This is a genomic window from Howardella ureilytica, assembly GCF_054657495.1.
In genome coordinates this window covers 44,407-67,198 of record NZ_BAAHYP010000012.1, presented here as the reverse complement: position 1 = coordinate 67,198, position 22,792 = coordinate 44,407, and the positions used below count along the sequence as shown (strand labels likewise).

The window sequence follows — 22,792 nt, the reverse complement described above, 5'->3', positions numbered from 1 at the left end:
TCCGGACTTCGTATGATGATTTATTTATGATTTGTGAAAAAATTCTCGGTAAGATTCAGGATCCTGAATTTGCCGGTAAAAAGGTGGATTATGTAGATTTTCCATGGGATGAAGCTTTCAAGAGACTTCACAGAAAGAAGTCTCGCGGAGGAGTCGATATCGGCGTTAATCTTGATGATTCTGTTCTTGTACGAGGCTTAAATCAGGATGATGTATTGGCTGTTGACGGTGATACCGTAATTGCTGTTAACATCGAAGAGTGTGAGGCAATTGAAATTACCGTAGCTGAAGATCAACTGCATATGATTGCAAAGGTATGTTACGAGATAGGTAACAGACATGCTCCTTTATTCTGGGGTAAGGATAAGAGAACTTTCCTTACGCCGTATAATGAGCCGATGCTTATTTTAGTCAGAAAAATTCCGGGTGTTGAAGCTATGGTTGTTGAAGACAAGTTTGACTTCGATAACAGAATTTCCACATCGGTTTCGTCACATTCACACTAATTAGGAGATAACTATGGACTTAAACTCTAAGTTCCTACTGCTTCAGATTAATGATGCTATGTTCCCTATCGGTGCATATTCTCATTCATACGGTCTTGAAACATATATCCAGAACGGTATTGTTCATGACACACAGACAGCAGGAGAATTTATTAGAAAAAAACTTAAGTATAATATGCTTTACAATGAATTGGCATTTGTAAGATTTGCATATGATTATGCTAAAGAAGGAGATATCAAAAAACTTCTTGATTTTGATGATGTTATAGAAGCAAGTAAAACTCCGAGAGAAATCAGAGAGGCAAGCCAGAAACTCGGTTCCCGTTTCGTTAAAACGGTTCAGAGTATGGGCGTTGAAGATTTAGATCCTGTATTTGATCAATTTGTTGAAGCAAAGGGCAACGGACCTATTCATCACGCTACGGCATACGGCGTTTTATGTGCCGCTGCCGACATTGATTTGGATGATGCTTTAGATTGTTTCTTATATACACAGACATCCGGTTTGGTTGTTACAAGTGTTAAGACAATTCCTTTGAGCCAGACAAGCGGTCAGCAGATTCTTTACAGCATGATCGAGGTATTTGAAGAATTAATCGAAAAAGTTAAGGAAATGGATATCAGGAAAGTCGGTCTTGCAAGTCCGGGATTTGACTTAAGATGTATGCAGCATGAATACTTATATTCAAGACTCTATATGTCATAATATTCACAACATTAACAATTTTAAATTTGAGAGGTTATTTTTATGTCATTAACTAAAATTGGTGTAGCGGGTCCTGTAGGTTCAGGTAAAACTGCTTTAATTGAAGTGCTTACAAGAGAACTTGCAGGCGAATACAGTATCGGTGTTATCACAAACGATATTTATACAAAGGAAGATGCGTCTTTCCTTGCCAAGAACTCAGTAATTTCACGTGACAGAATCGCGGGTGTTGAGACAGGCGGTTGTCCTCATACGGCTATTCGTGAGGATGCATCGATGAACCTTGAAGCGGTTGAAGATCTTGTTGCTAAATTCCCTGATATTCAGCTTCTTTTCATCGAGAGCGGCGGTGATAACCTTTCAGCTACATTCTCACCTGAGCTTGTTGATGCTACAATCTTTGTTATCGACGTAGCCGAAGGCGATAAAATTCCAAGAAAAGGCGGTCCTGGTATTACAAAGTCTGACTTATTATGTATTAATAAGATTGACCTTGCTCCATATGTAGGCGCTGACCTTTCAATCATGGAAAGAGATTCAAAGAGAATGCGTGGCGACAAGCCTTTCATCTTCACAAATGTAAGAACAGGTGAAGGTGTTCAGGATGTAATTAACTGGATTAAACGTGATGTTTTATTAGAGGATATTAAATAAAGTGGCTTCAGAAAATAAATTTGGAAAAGTATCAGAATTAAAAATTGAAAGTGAATTCCGTGATGGAAAAACAATTGTAAGTGACAGCTTTTTCACACCACCTTTTAAGATAATGCTTCCTTTATACCAGAAGGACAAGTTAACAAATAAGGAAGTTATGAGACTGTTGCTTCTTATGGCATCTCCGGGAATTATGGAAGGTGACGTTCAGAAGTTTTCATTCGATATAAAAGAAAACAGTGATGTGGAATATTTCACTCAGTCATACGAAAAAGTTCACAAGATGCATGACGGATACGGTACGAGAGATGTATTTATCAATATGGGTAAGAATACATATTTTGATTATCATCCGATGCCTATTATGCCTTTTGCGGACTCTGCGGTATTTAACAACGTACTCATTAATTTTGAAGATGAAACTTCAAAGCTTATATACGAAGAAATACTTTGCTGCGGTCGTGTTGCATACGGTGAAAGATTTGACTATCGTGAATTCAACAACCTTGTAGAAGTTCGTCAGGGCGGAAAAATGATATATAGAGATAATGTACAATTCGAACCTGAGATGATGGATATTTCAGGCCTCGGAATGTATGAAGGCTATACACATTTTGGCAATCAGATTTATTTCAACATTGAAAGATCTGAAGACTGGATTTCAGAAGTTAATAATCTTCTTAAGGATGCCGAGGAAATGGAAGGATCGGTTACTACTACAGGCAACGGCGATGTTGTTGTTCGAGTAATGGGATATAATGCAGATCCGATTGAAAAATTCTTCAGAAAGATTAAAGACTTACAGGCATAATCTGATAAATAAAACTGAATAAAAAAGTCGTCCGTATAAAAGCGGACGACTTTTTTATTCAGTTTTATTATTTTCTAAAAACGACAAACATCTTGCTTTATGCGAATAAAATCTGTAATCCGTAATGTGCAACATTTCGTAACATTTTAAAATCCCCGTTAGAAAAATTTACTGTATCCGTATCAGAAAACGGACTTATTTTTATTTAAAAACAGGTCAAAAACAAATCGGGAAATTTATTGCTCTGAAAAATTTAACAATATTTCATACCTTTTCACTTGAACACATATCTATTATTATAATATGATAAAAACAATATATTTAAATTTAATGATTAAATATCCAATATAATGCATATTCGAAAATGATACTTAACAGTTGTAAGTCATATATCATTTTATTGATTTGTTTATTATTTATTAACTGTGGATATGTAGGATTATATTTATATAAACGGAGATTACATTATGGATAAGAAAGTTAATCACAATAAAGATACAGGAGTTGACGCTGATGATATATGTGATTCAGCCGACGTAGAAAAAAATTCAAACAGCGAAGAATTAAAGACTGAAAAAACCGACTACGGGGAACATAACGCAGAAAAAACCGCTTCATCTCGGTCCGGTAATGCCGAAAAAACGGTTATTATTAACAGCACAAAAATAATGAATAAAACTGTGGAGGCCAATGATTTTGATTATACAAAACATTTTAAGACAACGGCCGAAATAAGAAATCAAAGCGAAGATACGGAAGATTCATCCGAATATGAAGAAGATATTAACAAACAAATAGAACAGTCCCTAAAAAAATTAACCGAGGATGAGGTACTGCTTTCAAGAGAAGAATATCTTTCAAATGAAGACACGGGCGCCGATACCGATAAGCGGTATCAACAAAACACCTCAGGCATAGCTGAAAAAAGCTCAAATAATGTTGCTGCTTCAAATTCCGGCAAAAGTGCCGATACTAATTTAAAAAATACCGAGCAGGGGAAGTCGACGGGAAAATCTCCTGAAACTTCGGTGAAAAAGCCGTTTTATAAAAATATAAAATTTATTATTCCGGCAATAGCCGCATTGGCAGGTGTTGTTGTACTGATTATAGTTATTAACCTTAACAATAATTCTTACAACAGTACATATAAGAAGGGCGAACAGGCATATGCAAACGGAGAATATGAAAAAGCTCTGGAGTATTATTTAAAGGCAAGCAACAGCAATGACGGCAAAAGAAATACCGACATGCTTCTTCACATGGCAGATGCTTATTTTAGACTTGAAAAATACGACGACTCAATTGCCGTATACAATCAGGTTTTGAATATTGATGAGAAGAACGGGAAGGCAGTAGCGGGACTGCTTGAAAATTATACTAAGAAAAAAGATATCGACAATATTAATGCGGTCTTAAGAAAGTATGAAAACAGCGGAATGGACGAATATATCGCCCCTTACGATGTTACGGCGCCGAAGGCAAGCGTGGACAGCGGCTCATATGATGATTCACAATCCGTAAAGTTTACTTCGGATGACGGCACGACAATTTATTATACTTTAGACGGAAATGATCCGTCGGATAAATCAAAAATATATACGAGACCTATTACGGTAAATGAAGGTTATACGGTTATTTCCGTCGTTGCATATAATTCGGAAGGGGTGCGAAGTAAAATAGCAACTTATGAATATAACATAGATTATATGATTCCTGATGCTCCTTCCGTTTCATTGGGTGACGGAAAGTACGTATCGGGCACAAGCGTAAGCATTTCCGTTCCGGAAGGTTCAACAGTATATTACACAACCGACGGAAGCGATCCCACAAAAGATTCAACAAAATATGAAAAAGAAATAAGTCTGCCTATGGGACATACAAAGCTCTCTGTTGTTGCAATTAATGATAAAAGCGGAAAATCAAGTGATATTGTAAGAAGAGAATATGACATTGTTGCTTACGGACAAAATGCATCCGACAATTCAACGGTTAATACAAACGGTCAGAATGTTACCGGCAATCAAAGCACCTCAAATAATTAAATACAGGATTATTATATTTGTGAAAGAGAATAAGAGCGGGTAACAAATTCATATATACGGTAAATGGATTGTAATATCATGACAGATATACAATCCATTTATTATGCACGGCATGTTGATTAATCAGCAAGACAGTGGCTTATGCATGGATATAGTTTCAAGAACAACAGTAAAGAAATAAATGGTATCGAGATATTTAAGAAATATGTTTTGAGGATATGGAAATGAATAAAATTTTGATTGTAACGGGCGGTAATGTCGATTACGAATGGGCGTCCGATTTTTTATTCGGAAGAAAATACGAAAGTGTCATCGCTGTGGACAGCGGTTATAAACATACATTGTCATTAAATATCGGAGCAGATGTTGTTGTAGGTGATTTTGATTCTCTCGATAAGGAAATATTTTCCGGTATGGATAAGTCTGCGGTATATAAATACCCAAGTGAAAAAGATTATACGGATACGGAACTGGCACTGCACAGAGCAATCGGGATGAATCCGGATGAAATAGATATTATAGGAGCAACAGGATCAAGGGCGGATCATTTTATGACAAGCGTTATGAACTTAAAACTATGTGCCGATAGAAAAATAAGAGCCGCAATCTACGACAGGAACAATAAAATATACATTTTGGAAAGCGGAGATATCGCAAAAATAAAAAGAGACGGACAATACGGAGAATATGTTTCGATAATTCCGATTTCCGATATTGTTATAACACTTAAAGGTTTCAAATATCCGTTGTACAAAGAAAATGTTTCGTTCGGCACCACCGTTTGCCAATCGAACGAAATAAAAGAATATGAAGGTATTATTACCGTACATAAGGGAACAGCGGTGGTGTGCGAATCAAAGGATTGATTAAAAAATATGAAAACAGTGATTATCGGCGGCGGAGCGGCAGGTATGACGGCGGCCCTGTTTGCGAAAGAAAATAATAATGAAGTAATAATATTGGAAAAAAATGAAAAGTTGGGGAAAAAACTATTCATAACCGGAAAAGGACGTTGTAATTACGCCAATATTGCGGGGTTTGATAAACTTATAGACAGTGTGGTGACCAACAATAAATTTATGTATTCGTCATTTAGGGCATTTTCCAATACAGATGCAATAATTTTTTTTGAAGAGTTAGGTTTGAAAGGTAAAGTTGAGAGAGGAGGAAGAGTCTTTCCCGTATCTGATAAATCGTCAGACGTAATCAAAGTTCTTGAAAAAGCAATAAGATTAAAGGGAATAAGTGTCAGACTTAATACCGAGGTCAGGGAACTTTTGGTGGAAGATGATAAAATAAAAGGAGTAGAGCTTAGGTCCGGAGAAGTTGTTGCCTGTGACAAATGTATAGTTGCGACAGGCGGAATGTCATATCAGTCAACAGGTTCAACAGGAGACGGATATAAATGGGCGAAGGAGACGGGACATAGAATAGAAGAAATATGCGGCGGGCTTACCGGACTGAACACAAAAGAAGATTATCCGAAGAAAATGCAGGGATTATCGTTAAAGAACGTAGAAGTTTCAATATATAATATGGGAAGCGAAAAGGTTGTTTTCAGAGATTTCGGAGAAATGTTATTTTCCCATTTCGGAGTAACAGGACCGGTTATTCTTACGGCATCCAGTTATATAGGGAAAAAATTAAAAGGCGGAAACATGAAACTCGTTATAGACTTTAAGCCTTCTTTGGACAGAGAGAAACTGGATCACAGACTTCTCAGGGATATAGACGATAATCCGCACAGATCGTACAGGAACATGCTTAAGACACTGCTGCCGGAAAAGGCTGTGGATGTTTTTGCAGAGAGGACCGGAATAAAAAAGGATACAAAAGCCGGAAATCTTACAAGAGTACAGAGAGAAAAGCTTGTAAATGAATTAAAACATTTTGAGCTGACCGTAACCGGTACGCGTCCGGTAAATGAAGCGATCATTACGAAAGGAGGAGTTTCTGTTAAAGATTTAAAACCGAAAACATTTGAATCTAAACGTGTTAACGGGTTATATTTTATAGGCGAAGTTATAGACGTCGATGCAATTACGGGAGGATTTAATCTGCAGATTGCTTGGTCAAGCGCATATGCCGCGGGAATTGACTGCAGATAATACGGTTACGGTGTCAAAAGTCAGTAACCGTGCATATTGTATGCGAGAGTGTCGGCATGAGGTATAGATATACCGCAAATGAGGCAAAAGTTACTTTTGATATTCGTTAGTACCTATGTAGTTCCGACTTACAAGCTCACACCTCAAACGCCGAAGGCGTTAGGTGGGGGTAGTTGACTTATAATATATAAAACAATAAATTTGAGTATGGATATTTTAATTAATATATATAATTATATTAGAAAACATGTTGTATTTTCTTCATATAAAAGAAAGAGGTTATGATGATTTATTCAATTGCCATAGACGGACCGGCAGCTGCCGGAAAAAGCACAATTGCGAGAAATGTTGCAGAAAAAACAGGCTTAATCTACATTAACACGGGAGCGATGTACAGAGCTGTTGCGTATTGGTGCATGAAAAACGGAGTTCCGACAAGAGAGAAGGAGCCGCTCAAATCAAGAATAAATGAGATTGATATTAATATTTCATACGAAAACGGAATACAGCAGCTTATACTTAACGGAGAAAATGTGACGGAAGATCTCAACTCGGAAGAAGTCGGAAGAGAAGCTTCAAAAGTTTCACAATTTCCGTTTGTAAGATTAAAACTTGTTAAACTGCAGCAGGAAATTGCCAATAAGCAGTCTGTGGTTATGGACGGAAGAGATATAGGTACAAAGGTGCTTCCCGGAGCATTTTTTAAAGTATATATGACCGCATCGTCTTCGGTTCGTGCCAAAAGAAGATATGATGAACTTACGGCAAAGGGAGTGGAGTGTGATTACAATACCATTTTGTCAGACATAGAACACAGGGACTATGAGGACGAAAACAGAGAATTGGCTCCGCTTAAGCAGGCATCTGACGCAATATTAATCGACACATCCGACATGAGTGTGGATGAGGCGTCAGACAAAATAAAAGAATTGTTTGAAAAAAAGAAAGAGGAATATGAAAGAAATCATAAAAGCTGAGTCGGCGGGCTTTTGCTTTGGCGTGGAACGGGCCGTTGACATGGTGAGAGAAGAACTTGAAAAGGGCGAAGGCAAAATATACACATATGGACCTATTATTCATAATGAGTCTGTTGTTAAGGAATTTGCCGATAAAGGGGTAGAAATAATAGACAAACCGTCGGATTTGGACGGTAAGGAACGGGGAACCGTAATTATCAGATGCCACGGCGTTGCAGAGAATATTTACAAAGAGCTTGAATCCAAAAATGTTAAAATAGCAGATTCCACATGTCCTTTTGTATTGAAAATACATAGAATTGTTGAAGAAAAGAGCAAAGAAGGAAAGCAAATAGTAATTATAGGCAACGAAAGTCATCCCGAAGTACAGGGAATTATAGGATGGTGCTCATCTAAAGCTATAGTTGTCGATGATGAGGAAAAAGCTTATGGTTTTGAAAGTGACAATAAGGATTTGCATATTGTGTCACAAACCACATTTCAAAGCGAGAAATTCACACATTTAGTTGAAATAATAAAGCAAAAGGGCTATAATGTTGATATTAGTAATACAATTTGTAATGCTACGGAAGTACGGCAAAAGGAAGCCTTCCGGATCGCCGGGAAAGTTGATGCTATGATTGTGATCGGAGGAAGTAACAGTTCCAATACGAGAAAACTGTATGATATTTCTAAAAGAGAGTGCCAAGAAACTTTCTTGATTCAAGATGTAAATGATCTTGATTTAGAAAGACTGAAATCAGCAAAACGCATAGGTATTACAGCAGGGGCCTCAACCCCAAACAACATAATTCAGGAGGTTTACACCAGTGTCAGAGCAAAGTTTTGAGGAATTGCTAAACGAGAATTTTAAAACAATACATACAGGAGAAATCGTTGACGGTACGGTAATCGATGTCAAGGAAGATGAGATTATCCTCAACATAGGATATAAATCAGACGGCATAGTTACGAGAAATGAGTATTCATCGGATAACAATCTTGATCTTAGAACAGTTGCCAATGTCGGCGATGAAATGAAGACAAAGGTTATCAAAATTAATGACGGTGACGGACAGGTAGTTCTTTCATACAAGAAGATGATTGCGGATGCAGGCAGCAAAAAGCTTGAAGAAGCATTTGAGAACCAGACTGTTCTTACAGCTAAAGTAACTCAGATCATGAACGGTGGTCTCGGTGTTATGGTGGATGAAACAAGAGTATTCATCCCTGCAAGCCTTGTTTCGGATGTATATGTTAAAGATCTTTCAACATTTAAGGACAAGGAAGTTTCGTTTACAATCATTGAATACAACCCACGCAAGAGAAGAATTGTAGGTGATTGTAAGTCCCTTATTCTTGCAAGCAAGAAGGAGAAGAAACAGGAGATTCTCGATAATATTAAAGAGGGAGAAGTAATCGAAGGAACAGTTAAGAATGTTACACCTTTCGGTGCTTTCATTGATCTTGGCGGCGTTGACGGACTTCTTCACATTTCTGAGATGTCTTGGGGAAGAACAGAAAATCCTACTAAGATTTACAAAGTAGGCGATACTGTTAAATGCTTTGTTAAGAGCATTGACGGAGACAAGATTGCGCTCAGCGTTAAGTATCCGGACGCAAACCCATGGAATGACGCCACAAGCAAGTATGCCCGCGGTAACGTGGTTAAGGGCGTTGTTGCAAGAATGACAGACTTTGGCGCATTCATTCAGTTAGAAGACGGTATTGATGCTCTTCTTCATGTATCTCAGATTTCAAAGGATCATGTAGAGAAGCCATCAGACATACTTAAGGTTGGACAGGAAGTAGAAGCTAAGGTTGTTGATTTTAACCCAAGCGAAAAGAAAATCAGCTTAAGTATCAAGGCTCTTTCAGATAAGGATGATACAGCAGAAGAATAATTAAAATAAATTTAATATCATTTTTCAATAGATGTATTATATTTAAAAGGAATCCGGAAAATAAAATCCGGATTCCTTTTCTTTATGTAAACAAAAAAATAAAATTGTATTACAATTTTATTTAATTATTTTATAAAATAGTATACAGTATACAATTTTACTTTATTAGAAAGTTGACAGTTTAATTGTATCTTTAATTATTACAAAACTTAATATACTTAAGTAAAAAAAGGATTATATAGGTTTATATTCCATGAAGAGCAGTCAGGACACTTAATAATATTAAAAATAATCTGCTTTTCACTAAAAAACAGAAATTATGGATATGGACTTTTTTCCTTTAATAATGTACAATTCAAAAACATAATTGTTTTTATTTCAATACATATTTATTTTTATTTTATATTTATGTTTTTCGGGAGGTATGTGTATGTACAGGTCAACGTTCAAAGGCGGATGTCACCCCTTTGAAGGAAAGGAAATGTCAAGTACAAAGCCGGTCGTAAATCTGGAACCGGGTCCTGAACTTGTATTTCCTCTTTCACAGCATGCAGGCGCTCCTGCGACTCCGGTAGTTAAACCGGGTGATGAAGTACTTGCCGGTCAACTTATTGCTGAGGCAAACGGAGCGATATCCGCTAACATTCATTCTTCTGTATCGGGAAAGGTTAAAGCCATACAAAAACGACCTCTGCCTACCGGCGGAGTCGGAATGAGTATAGTAATTACAAATGATAATGAATACAGAGAAGTTGAATATAAACCGGCATCTCTTGAAGAGTTATCAAGAGATCAGATTCTTGAAAGAATAAGAGCAGCCGGAGTAGTCGGTATGGGTGGAGCAGGATTCCCGACGGATTCCAAGTTTAACCCAAGTAACTATGAAAAAATAGAGTATCTTGTGGTAAATGGGGCTGAATGTGAGCCGTATCTTACATCTGATTATAAGAATATGACAGATTCCCCCGAAAAAGTAATCGGGGGAATTAAAATTGCTCTTAAGGTGCTTCCTAATGCAAGAGCGATAATCGGAATAGAGGATAATAAACCGGATGCAATCAGTATTTTCCGTGATAAGTGTTCCAATGAGACGAAGATCGAAGTTGCCAAGCTTAAAACGAAGTACCCTCAGGGATCGGACAGAATGTTGGTATATGCCACAACGGGAAAAAAGATAAGTCCAAAGGAGCGATCCAACAAGTTCGGCGTAGTGGTAGTAAACGTATCAACCCTGGCTGCGGTATATGATGCGGTTATTGAGGGAAAACCATGTATAGAAAGAATATTTACCGTAAGCGGTGACGATATCGCTAATCCGGGAAATTTCAGAGTGCGCATCGGAACACCTTATAATGAAGTTCTTAAAGCTGCGGGGGGAACAATTCAGGATCCGGAAAAATATATTAACGGCGGTACCATGATGGGATTCGCAATGTATGATTTGACATCATCCGTTACAAAAACGGCTTCATCCCTCCTTGCACTTAAAAAAGATGAGGTTTCCGCAAATGAACCTCCGACGCCGTGTATTAATTGCGGAAAATGCGGATTCGCATGTCCTATATACCTTATGCCTAATAAAATGTATAAATTGGCAAATAACGGCGATAAGGAAGGCTTTTTAAAGATGTACGGTGATTACTGTATAGCATGCGGATGCTGTTCATATGTTTGTCCTGCTAAGATTCCTCTTAAGCAGTCATTTAAGACGATGAATTCAATTATTAAGGCTGAAAAGAAAAAGAAAAGGGCGGAGGTAAAGAAGTGAGTTTATTACATGTATCGGAAAGTCCGCACGTCAGAAGCAAAAATACAACTCAAAAGATAATGCTTGATGTATTTATAGCGCTTATTCCGGCATCGGCATTTGGTGTATACAACTTCGGTGTACCGGCTCTTATCAGATTATTGGTTGGCATTTTTGCATGTGTAGCTTTTGAGGCGATTTATCAAAAGGCAATGAAGAAGAAAGTAATGGTGGGAGATATGTCTGCCGCCGTAACCGGTCTTCTTCTTGCAATGAACATCCCGTCAACTTTTCCTATATGGATGGAAGTGGTAGGATGCGCATTTGCAATTATTATTGTTAAGCAGCTGTTCGGCGGTTTGGGTCAAAACTTTATGAACCCGGCATTGGCGGCTCGTTGTTTCCTGCTGATTGCTTATACAAAACCTATGACGGATTTTGTTATTGACGGTGTTTCAGGAGCTACTCCTCTTCAGATTTTAAAACCGGGAGGAGAGGCGGTAGGAGCAACCGATCTTCTTTCAATGTTCATAGGTACAAATAACGGTGTTATCGGAGAGACATCAGCAATGTTATTGCTTGCCGGAGCCGTATACTTACTTATAAAAAGAGTAATCAAGGTGCATATTCCTCTTTCTTACATAGGAATGTTTGCAGCCATGACATTCTTCCTGGCGCCGGGACATCAGTTTGATATTATGTACACACTTATGGAAGTGTGCAGCGGCGGTATCATTCTGGGAGCTTTCTTCATGGCTACGGACTATGTAACAAGTCCGGTATCTAACAAAGGTAAGATTTATTTCGGATTGATCCTCGGTGTGCTTACATTCTTATTCAGAATGTTGGGACCGAACTCGGAAGGTGTGGCATATTCAATCATTATAGCCAACCTGCTTACACCGTTTCTCGATATGGCATCAGTTCCTAAGCCGTTCGGTTGGATCAAACCTGAGAAAAAGGAGGCTGATAGGAAATGAGCAAACAGGTAAAAGACGCACTTCGTCTGCTGCTCCTTACGGTAGTGGCCGGGGCGGCTCTCGGTGTTGTATATAATGTTACGAAGGGGCCCGTTGCGGAAGCCGCGCAGAAAAAGCAGGAACAGGCATATAAATTAGTCGTTCCTGAGGCGGACAAATATGAAGAAATTGACAATACGGATTACAATGACTCCAATATTGAATCGACAATGAAGCCTGTTCTTGCCAATGCTCCGGGAGTACATTCAGATATTTCAGTCAACAAGGTGTTGGTAGGATTAAAAGGCGACAAGGTTGTGGGTACGGTTGTTAATGTAACGTCTCATGACGGTTATAACGGAGATATCAGCTATTCCGTAGGAGTAGATGCGGAAGGCAGAGTTAACAAGGTTGAACTCCTTTCCATAGCCGAGACACCGGGTCTCGGCATGCAGGCTAAGACAAAACCGGAACATCTTGAACAGTATGTGGGAGTTGCATCGGACAACTTCACAATAGTGAAGGACGGAACGGGTAATCTTAAAAAAGATGTAAAAGATAAAACTGAAAAAATTGACAGCTTAAGCGGTTCGACGATAACTTCCAAATCAATTAACAACGGAATTAATGCAGCCGTTGTAACGGCTAAGACGGTGTATTCAACGCCGGGCTTAAAGACGGTAGGAGGTGTTCCGATTGGGTAAGAAAATATTAGAAAGATTAGGTAACGGTATTATCAAGGAGAATCCGATACTTGTCGGAATGCTTGGTATATGTTCCACACTTGCCGTTACGACATCGGCAATAAACGGTTTGGGAATGGGAGCATCAACGCTTATAGTTTTGGCTCTTTCAAACTTAATAATATCTCTTCTCAGAAATTTTATACCGAACAGTGTTCGTATTCCGGGATATATAGTTATTGTAGCTTCACTCGTTACCATAATTCAGTTCTTTATGCAGGGATTCGTTCCTGATTTATATGAATCTCTGGGTATATTTATACCGCTTATAGTTGTTAACTGTATTATCTTGGGAAGAGCGGAATCATATGCTGCAAAAAACGGTCCGATACTTTCATTATTTGACGGTATCGGCGTAGGTCTCGGATTTACGATGACACTTACCATTCTCGGAGCGATAAGAGAATTTTTGGGAAGCGGAACTGTTTTTTCAACAGGTGCAACTCAGTTATTTAAACTTCCCGAAGGAACATGGTATGAACCTGCAAGTATTTTTGTACTTGCTCCGGGAGCCTTCTTTGTACTTGCGTTTATGACAGCGGTTATGAACAGGGCAAAGAGAAAGAAGGGACTTCCTCAGGCTGAAGTTCCGGACTATACACAGGACGGCGGATGTGCATCCTGTTCAATAGATTCATGTGCAGGCAGAACCATTGCCGAAATGAACAACAAAAATAAGGTGGAGATAAAGAGCCGTCCTATTGATGTTGTTGTTAAAGAAAAGACGGGAGAGGGGGAAACTAAAGAATGAATCTTATTTTGATTATTGTAAGTGCGGCATTTGTTAACAATGTTGTTCTCAGTCAGTTCCTCGGTCTTTGCCCTTTCCTCGGCGTATCGAAGAGAATTAAGACTTCGACGGGTATGGGAGGCGCTGTTATTGCAGTTATAACCATATCATCGGCAATATGCAGTTTATTATATCAATTTGTATTGGTACCTCTGGACCTTACATATTTGAATACCATAGTATTCATTCTTGTTATTGCTTCTTTGGTACAGTTCCTTGAAATGTATATTAAGAAGAGCAATCCTAAATTGTATGAGTCACTCGGAGTGTACCTTCCGCTTATAACTACAAACTGTGCCGTTCTCGGTGCCGTTCTTACCAACGTACAGAAGGATTACAATTTTATAGAATCGGTAGCCAGCGGATTCGGTACATCATTGGGATTTGCCATAGCTCTTCTGCTTATGGCTTCAATTCGTGAAAGAATCGAAGGAAATGACATACCTGTAAGTTTTCGCGGAATGCCTATCGTATTAATAACGGCAGGTTTAATGTCAATTGCATTTATTGGTTTTTCAGGTGTTTTATAAAAAGTAGGGGGTGAGCGTAAATGACAGGCTTTATTATAGCGGCTGTGGTTGTCGGCGCTATCGGAATTGCATTGGGCATATTTCTTACTTATTCCAGTAAAAAATTTGAAGTTCCGGTAGATGAAAGGGAAGCTGAAGTCAGGGAAGTTCTTCCGGGAAGTAACTGCGGTGCGTGCGGATATCCGGGTTGTGACGGAGCGGCTGCGGCAATCGCAAAAGGCGAAGCTCCCGTAACGGCATGTCCCGTAGGCGGTGCATCAACTGCTGAGATAATAGCAGGTATTATGGGTGCGGAAGCCGGAGAGATGGAAAAGACAACCGCTTTTGTAAAATGTATGGGCGATTGTGAAAAAGCTAAGTCCAATTATGAGTATACGGGAATCAAAACCTGCGCAGCGGCATCCGTTGCTCCGGGAGGCGGTGCGAAAGCATGCTCATACGGATGTGACGGTTTCGGTGACTGCGTGGCGGTATGTGAATATGATGCAATACATATTGTTAACGGAATTGCGGTAGTCGATCCTGAGAAATGTACTTCATGCGGACTGTGTGTTAAGGCATGTCCTAATGCATTAATCGAAATTATTCCTGCTAAGGCACGTACAAAAGTTGCCTGTGCTTCAAAGGAATTCGGTAAGGACGTAAAGGAAGTATGTTCAACGGGATGTATCGGATGTAAAATATGTGAGAAGCAATGTCCTCTTCCGGAAACAGCAATCGTGGTTACGGATAACATTGCTCATATAGATTATGACAGATGCATTAACTGCGGAAAATGTGCGGCTAAATGTCCTACTAAGGTTATTCAGTTTGAGCCTCGCAAGCCAAAGGCAGAAAAACCGGCGGCAGAACAGGCTTAAAGTAAATATAGTTAGACACAGCTAATTATTTAACTTGATAAAAGATTGTTGTATTGATAATATTATTTATCAGATACAACAATCTTTTTGTATATATTTTAATGTAGAGGAAAAAATATGCCTTTGGAAAATAATGTCAATGCGACTAAGAAAAAAAACAGAACGGGTTTAATTGTAATCATTGCAATTATTGCGGCCGCAGGTATACTTGCGGTTGTTTTTTGGCTGATGAACAGAGGACCCGCCTCGTCTGTTTTGATAAAAGTTGACGGAAGGACTGTCAAAACCGTAAGTATTAATCAGAATCAGACAATAAAAGTCGAGGGCTATAACGGAGGATATAACATAGTAGAAATACACAACGGTACGGTAGATGTAACGGAAGCCGATTGCGATAATCAGATTTGTGTAAATTCCGCGGCCATATCAAAACCCGGTCAGACAATAACATGTATTCCACACAGAGTTGTGGTAGAAATAGTGGGCGGAAGTGACGGCGTGGATTCCATGGTAAATTAATATGAGTAATACAGGAAAAAGAGGGACAAGAGAACTTGCTTTATGCGGAATGTTGGCTGCCATGGCGATGGTGTTCGGCTATATCGAAAGTCTGCTGCCCATACCGTATCCGTTTCCGGGTATGAGACTGGGTTTTGCCAATATAGCAATTATAGCGGCTCTTTATCTTTACGGTCCCAGAGATGCTTTCATAATAAACATAATAAGAATAGTTCTTTCAGGTTTATTATTCGGCAATTTTAATACATTTGTGTTGGGTTTTTCGGGAGGCATGGTAAGTACGGCGGTTATGTCCCTTTTGAAAAAAACAGATAAGCTTAACATTATTGCGGTGAGCGCCGTGGGAGGAGTGTGTCACAATATAACTCAGGTAGCGGTTGCCATGCTTTTGTTAAGCACTCCCACGCTTATTTTTATGACTCCGATATTTATAGTATTGGGAGTGATAACAGGTGCAGTGTGCGGAGTCGTTGCAAGATTATTCGTTAAACATGTAAATAAAACAGCTTAGTCTTGACTTATATATATTTGGGTGTTATAGTTGGCACAATTAGAAAGTAGAGGTCGCAATCTTAAAGAGTAGCAGGACGGACGTTTATGCGCGTATGATGTCTTGTGAAAGGGAAGATTGCCGAAGTGAGATTACAGCATAATGTATTCGAAGCTGGGCAGACAGTTAATAACTGTCTGACTGTCATCGTTTGATGGGGAGCTACTTAAGCGAAAAGCTTTATATAGTTCGATAACACCCAGTGACCTTCTGCATTTATTTTTGTAGAAGGTTTTATTTATGTAAGATGACTTATATCTTGCACCCGTATGATAATTAAATCGGGAATGAATATGACTATTTTCTTAATAAATTTATTTTTTTAGGAGGAATTATGGCTGTTTTTACAGGTGCGGGTGTTGCAATAGTTACACCGATGAAAGAAGGAACAAAGGAAGTAGATTACGAAGCATACGGAAAACTCATAGATTACCAGATTGAAAATGGAACCGATGCAATCGTAGCGTGCGGCACAACAGGTGAATCCGCGACTTTAAGTGAAAAAGAGCATATGGAAGTAATCGAATATGCAATTAATTATGTTAATAAGAGAGTTCCGGTTATTGCGGGAACAGGATCCAACAGTACGGAAACAGCTGTTGAATTATCAAGAGATGCAAGGAGAATGGGAGCAGATGCTCTTTTAATAGTAACGCCTTATTATAATAAGTGTACTCAGAAAGGTATGTATGAGCATTATAAGGAAATTGCCGCTTCGGTGGATGATACTCCGATTATTATGTATAATGTTCCGAGCAGAACCGGTTGTACGATTGCTCCGGAAACAGCGGTATCTCTTGCCAGGGATGTGGATAACATTGTCGCAATAAAGGCGGCTACGGGAAATCTGAGTCTTGAGACAAAGACCATGCAGCTTGCTGAAGGCTGCCTTGATATGTATTCCGGAGAGGACGGACTTATAGTTCCTTTAATGTCCATAGGGGCAAAGGGTGTTATTTCCGTTCTCTCAAATGTGGCTCCTCGTCAGACACATGATATTTGTGCAGAGTTTTTAGCCGGAAACACAGAAAAGGCAAGAGAGCTTCAATTCAAGGCTCTTCCGCTCATTGATGCATTATTCTGTGAGGTAAATCCTATTCCGGTAAAGAAAGCTCTTGAATTAATGGGATTTCAGGTAGGTCCGCTTCGTATGCCGCTTACGGAGATGGAATCGGCAAATGTGGAAAGACTTAGAAAGGCAATGCAGGATTACGGTATTTTACAATGACAAAGATTATTTTACATGGATGTAACGGTCATATGGGACAGACCGTTGTTAATATAGTTAATGAAAAAGAAGGCTGTGAGATAGTGGCCGGAATAGACACAAGAGGAGAAGCAAGGAACGGATTTCCTGTATTCTCGGATATTAATGAATGTAATGTTGAAGCTGACGTAATAGTGGATTTTTCTTCGGCGGCAGCCATTGACGGTCTTCTTGACTATTGTGAAGCGAGAAAGATTCCGGTTGTACTTTGCACAACGGGTTTAAGTGAAAATCAGCTTGAAAGGGTAAAGAAGGTATCCGAGAGTGTGGCCGTACTCAAATCGGCTAATATGTCGCTTGGTATTAACATGCTTTTCAAACTTTTAAAAAGTGCGGTGAATACACTTGAACCGGCAGGATTTGATATGGAGATTGTCGAGAAACATCACAACAAAAAGGTAGATGCTCCAAGCGGAACGGCAATGGCCCTCGGAGAGGTTCTCAGAGAAAGTGCCGGAGACGATTATTATTTCGTGTATGACAGAAGTAACGAAAGAAAGCCGAGAGACAGAAAAGAAATCGGCTTAAGTGCCGTTCGCGGCGGTAATATCGTCGGAGAACATGAAGTGATATTCGCCGGAGAAGATGAGGTGATTACATTTAAGCATACGGCGTATTCCAAGGCTGTATTTGCAAAGGGTGCGGTAGAAGCAGCGGCGTTTCTTGCAGGTAAAGCAGCGGGACTTTATGATATGCAGGATGTAATAGCAGACAGAATATAACGGCGAACAAAATCTGATATTTATTCATAATAATAAAACCCCTTCTTTATATAACGGGAGTATGATTTTAAGAATACCTTAAAGGTATTCACAGGCTTCCGCATATAAAGAAGGGGTTATTATATGTCTGTGACATAATCAAATAATGAGTGACGATAAATCAAATAATTACAAAAAACTCGTTTTTTTCAACAATATTTTTAAACAATAACTTCTTATACAGACATAAGGCATATTTATTGTCATTTCGTATATTAAGTAAAACAGTATTGTCATATTCGGAGAAGAATTCTCCGAAAGTAAATACCAGCAGGTCGGTTGCAAGACCTTTGTGTCTGTATTCAACATCGACATAAACGGAACTCAAAAATGCCGCATTTCCCACAAGAGTAATTCGGGCGGACGCTGCCATACGGCCTTCCTGATAAACGGCTGATTCGTATTCATTTTCATATATCATACCGTAAGAGAATTCCGCATCGTTAAAATCAGATGACTTTGTGATGCTTTCGCGCAACGAATTAAAATATTCCGAATTATCTTCAAATGTCTTTTTATCAAGAGAAAAAAGGCATTCCGCAAGAGACGGTTCATATTTTTCCGCGAATAATCCCGTAACTGTCAGATAATAGTTATGTGATTTATTATATACTTCCGATAATTCCGAAATATCTTTTTTTCTGCACAGTACCTTTGTTACGGTATAACCGTCGGTGAAGTCATTAAAGTCTTTTTTTATTTCATTGAACATACAGTCCAATGCATTTTCAATATCGATATTGCAATATTTCAATTTTTCCGTATAAGCTAAATATACTTCACTTTCCAGATTCGGAGCTTCCGGAAGATAATTATAAGGTATAATTAACTGATTATAATCATATATTACAAATGTTGCGATTATTACGGGTTCTCCGCCGGAATGTAACACATATACGGGAAATTCGGCATATTCTTCGGAAAATACCGAAATATCCGTATATACAATCTCGTTTTTTATAAGTTTCTTTATATAATCGTCACTTCTTTTGAATTTTTTAATTGTAAAACCGTCCATAATGATACCTGACACATATGATGATTATGCAATGTGGTTCGCCTTTCGGTTATTTTGTAAAGTTATTATACTATTATTTGTATTATTGCGATATATTTTGCCGGTACGCATAATAAATAATTAGGTAAACAGAACGTTTCGGTGGCAAATTTATTCGCTTAGGCATATAATATACCAATTAGTATAAAAAGTAACAACGGTACGGATTCCGTATATTGCCGTTTTATGGAGATTGTAATGGGTAAGGGTGAAATATTATTCACGGAGGGGCCGCTTAATAAAAAAATATTAAAATTCGTGCTTCCTCTCGTAATGGCATATTTTATACAGCAGGCATATAGCTCTGCGGACTTGATCATAGTCGGTCACTACATGGGTAAAAATGCTTCTGCGGCAATCGGCGCAAGCAGTTTGCTTATAACGATTGCCATAGGACTGTTTTCCGGCTTGGCAATGGGAGTGAGTATGTTATTTGCAAGAGCATACGGTGCGGGTGACAACGAAAGAAAAAAGAAAATATATCATTGCTCATACAGAGTCGCTGTTGCACTGGGGATAGGCGTAACCGTTGCGGGTTTTATTTTTTCTCCGTATCTGCTTAAATTAATGCAGACTCCCGATGACATTTTTGAACTTACGGTCATATATTTCAGAATATATTTTTTGGGTATTACATTTATGGCTGTTTTCGAAATGTTCGCGTCAATAATAAGAGCAGTCGGGAATTCATCCGTTCCGATGATATTTCAAACGATTGCCGGAGGAATAAATGTAATTTTAGATCTTATTCTCGTTAACATCCTGGACAACGGTATCGTTGCGGTATCCGTTGCAACGGTGATAGCTCAGGGAATAGGAGTTGTTTTAATATCCGTATATCTCGCAAAAAATATGCGAAAAATATTCAACGGAGATACAAATGTCGTACATGAAAAATCCGGTAAAACAAATGAATGCGAAGAAATTAACGATAAATCTGTCGAGGCGGTTGTCGGCGAATTAAATAATCATGACACATCAGGTGACAAAACGAAGAAGGATGAAAAAGGAAACGATAAAACATCCGTAAAAGATGCTCCGGCAGACAATAACAGGGAAAAATCAAAAGAAAAGTATATGACAAGCGACAATATTGTAAGCGCCATATTTGCCCTCGGAATGCCGGTTGCTCTTCAAACCATGGTAATGTCAATTTCCAATATGTTTCTTCAGGCAAATATCAATACTCTGGGAGTTGATACCATAACCGCCTATACGGCATTTTTCAAGATAGAGCTGTTTATATATTATCCGGCTGTATCCGTGGGACAGGCATTGCTTATTGCCTCCAATCAAAACATAGGAGCCGGGAAGACCGAAAGAATCAGTCTTGTAATTAAGACCTGTTTAAAAATCGGGCTTGCGATGATTATACCTCTCGAAACACTGGAAACAATATTTGCACCTTATCTTGTAAGCATATTTAATTCGGAACCGGGAGTGATAGAAGTAGGAACGCAAATAATAAGAATCATAGCTCCGTTCTATGTTGTTTACTTAATATATGAGTGCATGTCCAATGCCGTAAGAGCCATGGGAAAGACAATTACGGCTACTGTTGTATCAATAACAACATTTGTCGGACTCAGAACGTTTTTGTATATAATAATAAATGTTTTAAATATTCAAAGCGTGGTAAATGTATCCGTCATATATATATCTACATGGTGTCTTGCTGTTGTACTTCTTATGATAATATGGAATAAATTAAGAAAAACGGCAGTCGGCAATGATATGGCATAAAGTCATTTATATCCCCCATACCCCCTTATATTATATGAACGATCAGTCATATAATATAAGGGATTTTATATTATCGGGAGGGAAACCGTGAATAAGGGAGATATTTCTTTTGTGCAGGGAGCACTTGAAAAGAAAATAATAAAATTTGTATTCCCGCTGATTGTGGCATATTTAATTCAACAGGCATATAATTCGGCAGATCTTATTATTGCGGGACATTATATCGGGAAAAACGCTTCTGCCGCAATCGGTTCAGGCAGTATGGTAATAACATTGGCAATAGGACTTTTCGGAGGCTTGTCAATGGGCGTCGGAATGCTTTATGCAAGAGCCTGCGGAGCAAACGATTACAAAAGAAAAAAGGAAATATACAGATATACAAACATACTTGCCGTTTGCCTCGGACTCGTAATTACCGTTTTAGGGTATATATTTACACCGTGGATATTGATGCTGATGCAGACGCCGGATGATATATTTTAACTTGCGATAACATATTTAAGAATATATTTGATAAGTATTACGTTTATGGCGATTTTTAATATGTTTTCGGGTATGTCGCGTGCCTCCGGTAATTCAAGGACTCCCATGATTTATCAGAGCATATCGGGAGGGATGAACGTAGCGTTGGATTTGCTGTTGATAAATATAACAGACAACGGAATCGGAGCGGTTGCGTGGGCAACCGTAATCTCTCAGGGGATAAGTGCATTTCTTATGATTAGATATATGAGAAAAAATATAAAAGCACAAAACTTTGACATGAAGTATGACGAAAACATTATTGATTCAACGGTAAAAAATGAAGAAAATTATACGGCAGGTATGATAAATGCCAAAAACGAAAATGACGGTACAATAGACAGGTTGTCAAAAAAAGAAGATGTTATCGGTGAAAAGAGCATTTTAGGGGCCGTGTTCATATTAGGTCTGCCTGTTTCAATTCAAACCATGGTGGTTACAATATCCAATATGTTTGTACAGGCTAATATAAATGCTTTGGGAGTTGACGCAATAAGTGCGTTTACGGCTTACTTTAAAATCGAATTATTTATGTATTATCCGATATTGTCAATTGGGCAGGCAGTTATGTATGCGATGAGTCAAAATATAGGAGCCGGAAAAGTCGAAAGATTGGATCTTGTTATGAAGACCTGTATAAAAACAGGGTTGATGATAATCATCCCGATTGAAGCCGCCACATTGATATTCGGCAATTTTTTGTTCGGAATATTTAATTCGGATTTAAGTGTAATAGATTTGGGGCTTCGCATAATATATACAACGGTTCCGTTTTATTGGATATACCTTATATTGGAATGCATGTCCAACGGAGTTCGTGCCGTGGGTCGCTCTGCACTGGCTACGACGGTATCCGTATTTTCATTTGTTGTAATGAGAAGTCTTTTATTGATATTAATTTCAGTTATTAATGTGCAGACTGTGGTAAGCGTTGCTTTGATTTATCCCATAACATGGGGAGCAGCCGCCGTTTTATATACGATATCGTGGAATATGTGCAGAAGCGTATATAAAAGAAATGTAAAAATATAAATCATACAAATGTCTCATATGTGTT

The 22,792-nt window shown here is 38.5% G+C and carries 24 protein-coding genes and 1 riboswitch; of the genes, 23 read left to right on the top strand and 1 reads right to left on the bottom strand.

The window, feature by feature from the left end; all coding sequences use genetic code 11:
- The 20 genes from ACYQ1N_RS06700 to dapB form a co-directional block, all read left to right on the top strand.
- A partial coding sequence (locus ACYQ1N_RS06700) for an urease accessory protein UreE (protein ID WP_459834189.1) occupies nucleotides 1–506 on the top strand: 506 nt, incomplete at its 5' end.
- A gap of 13 nt (nucleotides 507–519) precedes the next feature.
- Entirely contained in the window at nucleotides 520–1,212 is a 693-nt protein-coding gene (locus ACYQ1N_RS06695) for an urease accessory protein UreF (protein WP_459834187.1), read from the top strand.
- Between the two features lie 42 nt (nucleotides 1,213–1,254).
- Complete coding sequence (gene ureG, locus ACYQ1N_RS06690; RefSeq protein WP_177956021.1) at nucleotides 1,255–1,866, top strand: urease accessory protein UreG; 612 nt, start codon at nucleotides 1,255–1,257, stop codon at nucleotides 1,864–1,866.
- Between the two features lies 1 nt (nucleotide 1,867).
- A complete protein-coding gene (locus tag ACYQ1N_RS06685; protein ID WP_459834185.1) occupies nucleotides 1,868–2,677 on the top strand; it encodes an urease accessory protein UreD in 810 nt (269 codons plus the stop codon).
- A gap of 467 nt (nucleotides 2,678–3,144) precedes the next feature.
- Nucleotides 3,145–4,719, top strand: a complete 1,575-nt coding sequence (locus ACYQ1N_RS06680) for a chitobiase/beta-hexosaminidase C-terminal domain-containing protein (protein ID WP_459834183.1) — start codon at nucleotides 3,145–3,147, stop codon at nucleotides 4,717–4,719.
- Nucleotides 4,720–4,943: 224 nt separating this feature from the next.
- Entirely contained in the window at nucleotides 4,944–5,585 is a 642-nt protein-coding gene (locus ACYQ1N_RS06675; RefSeq protein ID WP_459834181.1) for a thiamine diphosphokinase, read from the top strand.
- A gap of 9 nt (nucleotides 5,586–5,594) precedes the next feature.
- The gene (locus ACYQ1N_RS06670) at nucleotides 5,595–6,827 is read left to right on the top strand and encodes a BaiN/RdsA family NAD(P)/FAD-dependent oxidoreductase (RefSeq protein ID WP_459834179.1); all 1,233 of its coding nucleotides are present in this window, start codon (nucleotides 5,595–5,597) and stop codon (nucleotides 6,825–6,827) included.
- A 284-nt stretch (nucleotides 6,828–7,111) separates the two neighbouring features.
- Entirely contained in the window at nucleotides 7,112–7,804 is a 693-nt protein-coding gene (gene cmk, locus ACYQ1N_RS06665) for a (d)CMP kinase (RefSeq protein WP_459834177.1), read from the top strand.
- Complete coding sequence (gene ispH, locus ACYQ1N_RS06660; RefSeq protein WP_459834175.1) at nucleotides 7,782–8,633, top strand: 4-hydroxy-3-methylbut-2-enyl diphosphate reductase; 852 nt, start codon at nucleotides 7,782–7,784, stop codon at nucleotides 8,631–8,633. The genes cmk and ispH overlap by 23 nt, the downstream gene beginning before the upstream one ends.
- A complete protein-coding gene (rpsA, locus tag ACYQ1N_RS06655; protein ID WP_459834173.1) occupies nucleotides 8,614–9,687 on the top strand; it encodes a 30S ribosomal protein S1 in 1,074 nt (357 codons plus the stop codon). The genes ispH and rpsA overlap by 20 nt, the downstream gene beginning before the upstream one ends.
- A 430-nt stretch (nucleotides 9,688–10,117) precedes the next feature.
- Nucleotides 10,118–11,455 (top strand): electron transport complex subunit RsxC, encoded by a 1,338-nt coding sequence (rsxC, locus tag ACYQ1N_RS06650; protein ID WP_459834171.1) that lies wholly within the window; start codon nucleotides 10,118–10,120, stop codon nucleotides 11,453–11,455.
- Entirely contained in the window at nucleotides 11,452–12,414 is a 963-nt protein-coding gene (locus ACYQ1N_RS06645) for an RnfABCDGE type electron transport complex subunit D (RefSeq protein WP_459834169.1), read from the top strand. Before rsxC ends, ACYQ1N_RS06645 begins: the two co-directional genes overlap by 4 nt.
- Nucleotides 12,411–13,097, top strand: a complete 687-nt coding sequence (locus ACYQ1N_RS06640; protein ID WP_459834167.1) for an RnfABCDGE type electron transport complex subunit G — start codon at nucleotides 12,411–12,413, stop codon at nucleotides 13,095–13,097. The genes ACYQ1N_RS06645 and ACYQ1N_RS06640 overlap by 4 nt, the downstream gene beginning before the upstream one ends.
- The gene (gene rsxE / locus ACYQ1N_RS06635) at nucleotides 13,090–13,887 is read left to right on the top strand and encodes an electron transport complex subunit RsxE (RefSeq protein WP_459834165.1); all 798 of its coding nucleotides are present in this window, start codon (nucleotides 13,090–13,092) and stop codon (nucleotides 13,885–13,887) included. The genes ACYQ1N_RS06640 and rsxE overlap by 8 nt, the downstream gene beginning before the upstream one ends.
- Nucleotides 13,884–14,456, top strand: coding sequence for an electron transport complex subunit RsxA (rsxA, locus tag ACYQ1N_RS06630; protein WP_459834163.1), 573 nt, complete (start codon nucleotides 13,884–13,886; stop codon nucleotides 14,454–14,456). Before rsxE ends, rsxA begins: the two co-directional genes overlap by 4 nt.
- Before the next feature lie 20 nt (nucleotides 14,457–14,476).
- Entirely contained in the window at nucleotides 14,477–15,316 is an 840-nt protein-coding gene (locus tag ACYQ1N_RS06625; RefSeq protein ID WP_459834161.1) for an RnfABCDGE type electron transport complex subunit B, read from the top strand.
- A 117-nt stretch (nucleotides 15,317–15,433) separates the two neighbouring features.
- Complete coding sequence (locus tag ACYQ1N_RS06620; protein WP_459834159.1) at nucleotides 15,434–15,835, top strand: NusG domain II-containing protein; 402 nt, start codon at nucleotides 15,434–15,436, stop codon at nucleotides 15,833–15,835.
- 1 nt (nucleotide 15,836) lies between these two features.
- Nucleotides 15,837–16,346 carry a Gx transporter family protein gene (locus tag ACYQ1N_RS06615; RefSeq protein ID WP_459834157.1) on the top strand — a complete coding sequence of 170 codons (510 nt, stop codon included), beginning with the start codon at nucleotides 15,837–15,839 and terminating at the stop codon, nucleotides 16,344–16,346.
- 39 nt (nucleotides 16,347–16,385) lie between these two features.
- A riboswitch (Lysine riboswitch) is annotated at nucleotides 16,386–16,558 on the top strand.
- Nucleotides 16,559–16,719: 161 nt separating this feature from the next.
- On the top strand, nucleotides 16,720–17,613 hold the full coding sequence (gene dapA, locus ACYQ1N_RS06610) for a 4-hydroxy-tetrahydrodipicolinate synthase (RefSeq protein ID WP_459834155.1): 894 nt from the start codon (nucleotides 16,720–16,722) through the stop codon (nucleotides 17,611–17,613).
- Nucleotides 17,610–18,374 (top strand): 4-hydroxy-tetrahydrodipicolinate reductase, encoded by a 765-nt coding sequence (gene dapB, locus ACYQ1N_RS06605; RefSeq protein ID WP_459834153.1) that lies wholly within the window; start codon nucleotides 17,610–17,612, stop codon nucleotides 18,372–18,374. Before dapA ends, dapB begins: the two co-directional genes overlap by 4 nt.
- 160 nt (nucleotides 18,375–18,534) lie before the next feature.
- Here the strand turns inward: dapB and ACYQ1N_RS06600 are convergent, their stop codons facing one another.
- The gene (locus ACYQ1N_RS06600; RefSeq protein WP_459834151.1) at nucleotides 18,535–19,431 is read right to left on the bottom strand and encodes a GNAT family N-acetyltransferase; all 897 of its coding nucleotides are present in this window, start codon (nucleotides 19,429–19,431) and stop codon (nucleotides 18,535–18,537) included.
- Nucleotides 19,432–19,668: 237 nt separating this feature from the next.
- On the opposite strand from ACYQ1N_RS06600, the gene ACYQ1N_RS06595 reads away from it, so the two are divergent.
- The 3 genes from ACYQ1N_RS06595 (at nucleotide 19,669) to ACYQ1N_RS06585 (ending at nucleotide 22,767) form a co-directional block, all read left to right on the top strand.
- Nucleotides 19,669–21,213, top strand: a complete 1,545-nt coding sequence (locus ACYQ1N_RS06595; protein ID WP_459834149.1) for an MATE family efflux transporter — start codon at nucleotides 19,669–19,671, stop codon at nucleotides 21,211–21,213.
- Nucleotides 21,214–21,300: 87 nt separating this feature from the next.
- A complete protein-coding gene (locus ACYQ1N_RS06590; RefSeq protein ID WP_459834147.1) occupies nucleotides 21,301–21,696 on the top strand; it encodes an MATE family efflux transporter in 396 nt (131 codons plus the stop codon).
- A gap of 132 nt (nucleotides 21,697–21,828) precedes the next feature.
- A complete protein-coding gene (locus tag ACYQ1N_RS06585; protein ID WP_459834145.1) occupies nucleotides 21,829–22,767 on the top strand; it encodes an MATE family efflux transporter in 939 nt (312 codons plus the stop codon).
- Nucleotides 22,768–22,792: the final 25 nt, after the last annotated feature.

What these genes read in the sequence shown, in the direction of transcription:
- ACYQ1N_RS06695 (WP_459834187.1), top strand. Translation starts at nt 520, where the DNA reads ATGGACTTAAACTCTAAGTTCCTACTGCTTCAGATTAATGATGCTATG.
- ureG (WP_177956021.1), top strand. Translation starts at nt 1,255, where the DNA reads ATGTCATTAACTAAAATTGGTGTAGCGGGTCCTGTAGGTTCAGGTAAA.
- ACYQ1N_RS06680 (WP_459834183.1), top strand. Translation starts at nt 3,145, where the DNA reads ATGGATAAGAAAGTTAATCACAATAAAGATACAGGAGTTGACGCTGAT.
- ACYQ1N_RS06675 (WP_459834181.1), top strand. Translation starts at nt 4,944, where the DNA reads ATGAATAAAATTTTGATTGTAACGGGCGGTAATGTCGATTACGAATGG.
- ACYQ1N_RS06670 (WP_459834179.1), top strand. Translation starts at nt 5,595, where the DNA reads ATGAAAACAGTGATTATCGGCGGCGGAGCGGCAGGTATGACGGCGGCC.
- cmk (WP_459834177.1), top strand. Translation starts at nt 7,112, where the DNA reads ATGATTTATTCAATTGCCATAGACGGACCGGCAGCTGCCGGAAAAAGC.
- ispH (WP_459834175.1), top strand. Translation starts at nt 7,782, where the DNA reads ATGAAAGAAATCATAAAAGCTGAGTCGGCGGGCTTTTGCTTTGGCGTG.
- rsxC (WP_459834171.1), top strand. Translation starts at nt 10,118, where the DNA reads ATGTACAGGTCAACGTTCAAAGGCGGATGTCACCCCTTTGAAGGAAAG.
- ACYQ1N_RS06640 (WP_459834167.1), top strand. Translation starts at nt 12,411, where the DNA reads ATGAGCAAACAGGTAAAAGACGCACTTCGTCTGCTGCTCCTTACGGTA.
- rsxA (WP_459834163.1), top strand. Translation starts at nt 13,884, where the DNA reads ATGAATCTTATTTTGATTATTGTAAGTGCGGCATTTGTTAACAATGTT.
- ACYQ1N_RS06625 (WP_459834161.1), top strand. Translation starts at nt 14,477, where the DNA reads ATGACAGGCTTTATTATAGCGGCTGTGGTTGTCGGCGCTATCGGAATT.
- ACYQ1N_RS06620 (WP_459834159.1), top strand. Translation starts at nt 15,434, where the DNA reads ATGCCTTTGGAAAATAATGTCAATGCGACTAAGAAAAAAAACAGAACG.
- ACYQ1N_RS06615 (WP_459834157.1), top strand. Translation starts at nt 15,837, where the DNA reads ATGAGTAATACAGGAAAAAGAGGGACAAGAGAACTTGCTTTATGCGGA.
- dapA (WP_459834155.1), top strand. Translation starts at nt 16,720, where the DNA reads ATGGCTGTTTTTACAGGTGCGGGTGTTGCAATAGTTACACCGATGAAA.
- dapB (WP_459834153.1), top strand. Translation starts at nt 17,610, where the DNA reads ATGACAAAGATTATTTTACATGGATGTAACGGTCATATGGGACAGACC.
- ACYQ1N_RS06600 (WP_459834151.1), bottom strand. Translation starts at nt 19,431, where the DNA reads ATGGACGGTTTTACAATTAAAAAATTCAAAAGAAGTGACGATTATATA.
- ACYQ1N_RS06595 (WP_459834149.1), top strand. Translation starts at nt 19,669, where the DNA reads ATGGGTAAGGGTGAAATATTATTCACGGAGGGGCCGCTTAATAAAAAA.
- ACYQ1N_RS06585 (WP_459834145.1), top strand. Translation starts at nt 21,829, where the DNA reads ATGAACGTAGCGTTGGATTTGCTGTTGATAAATATAACAGACAACGGA.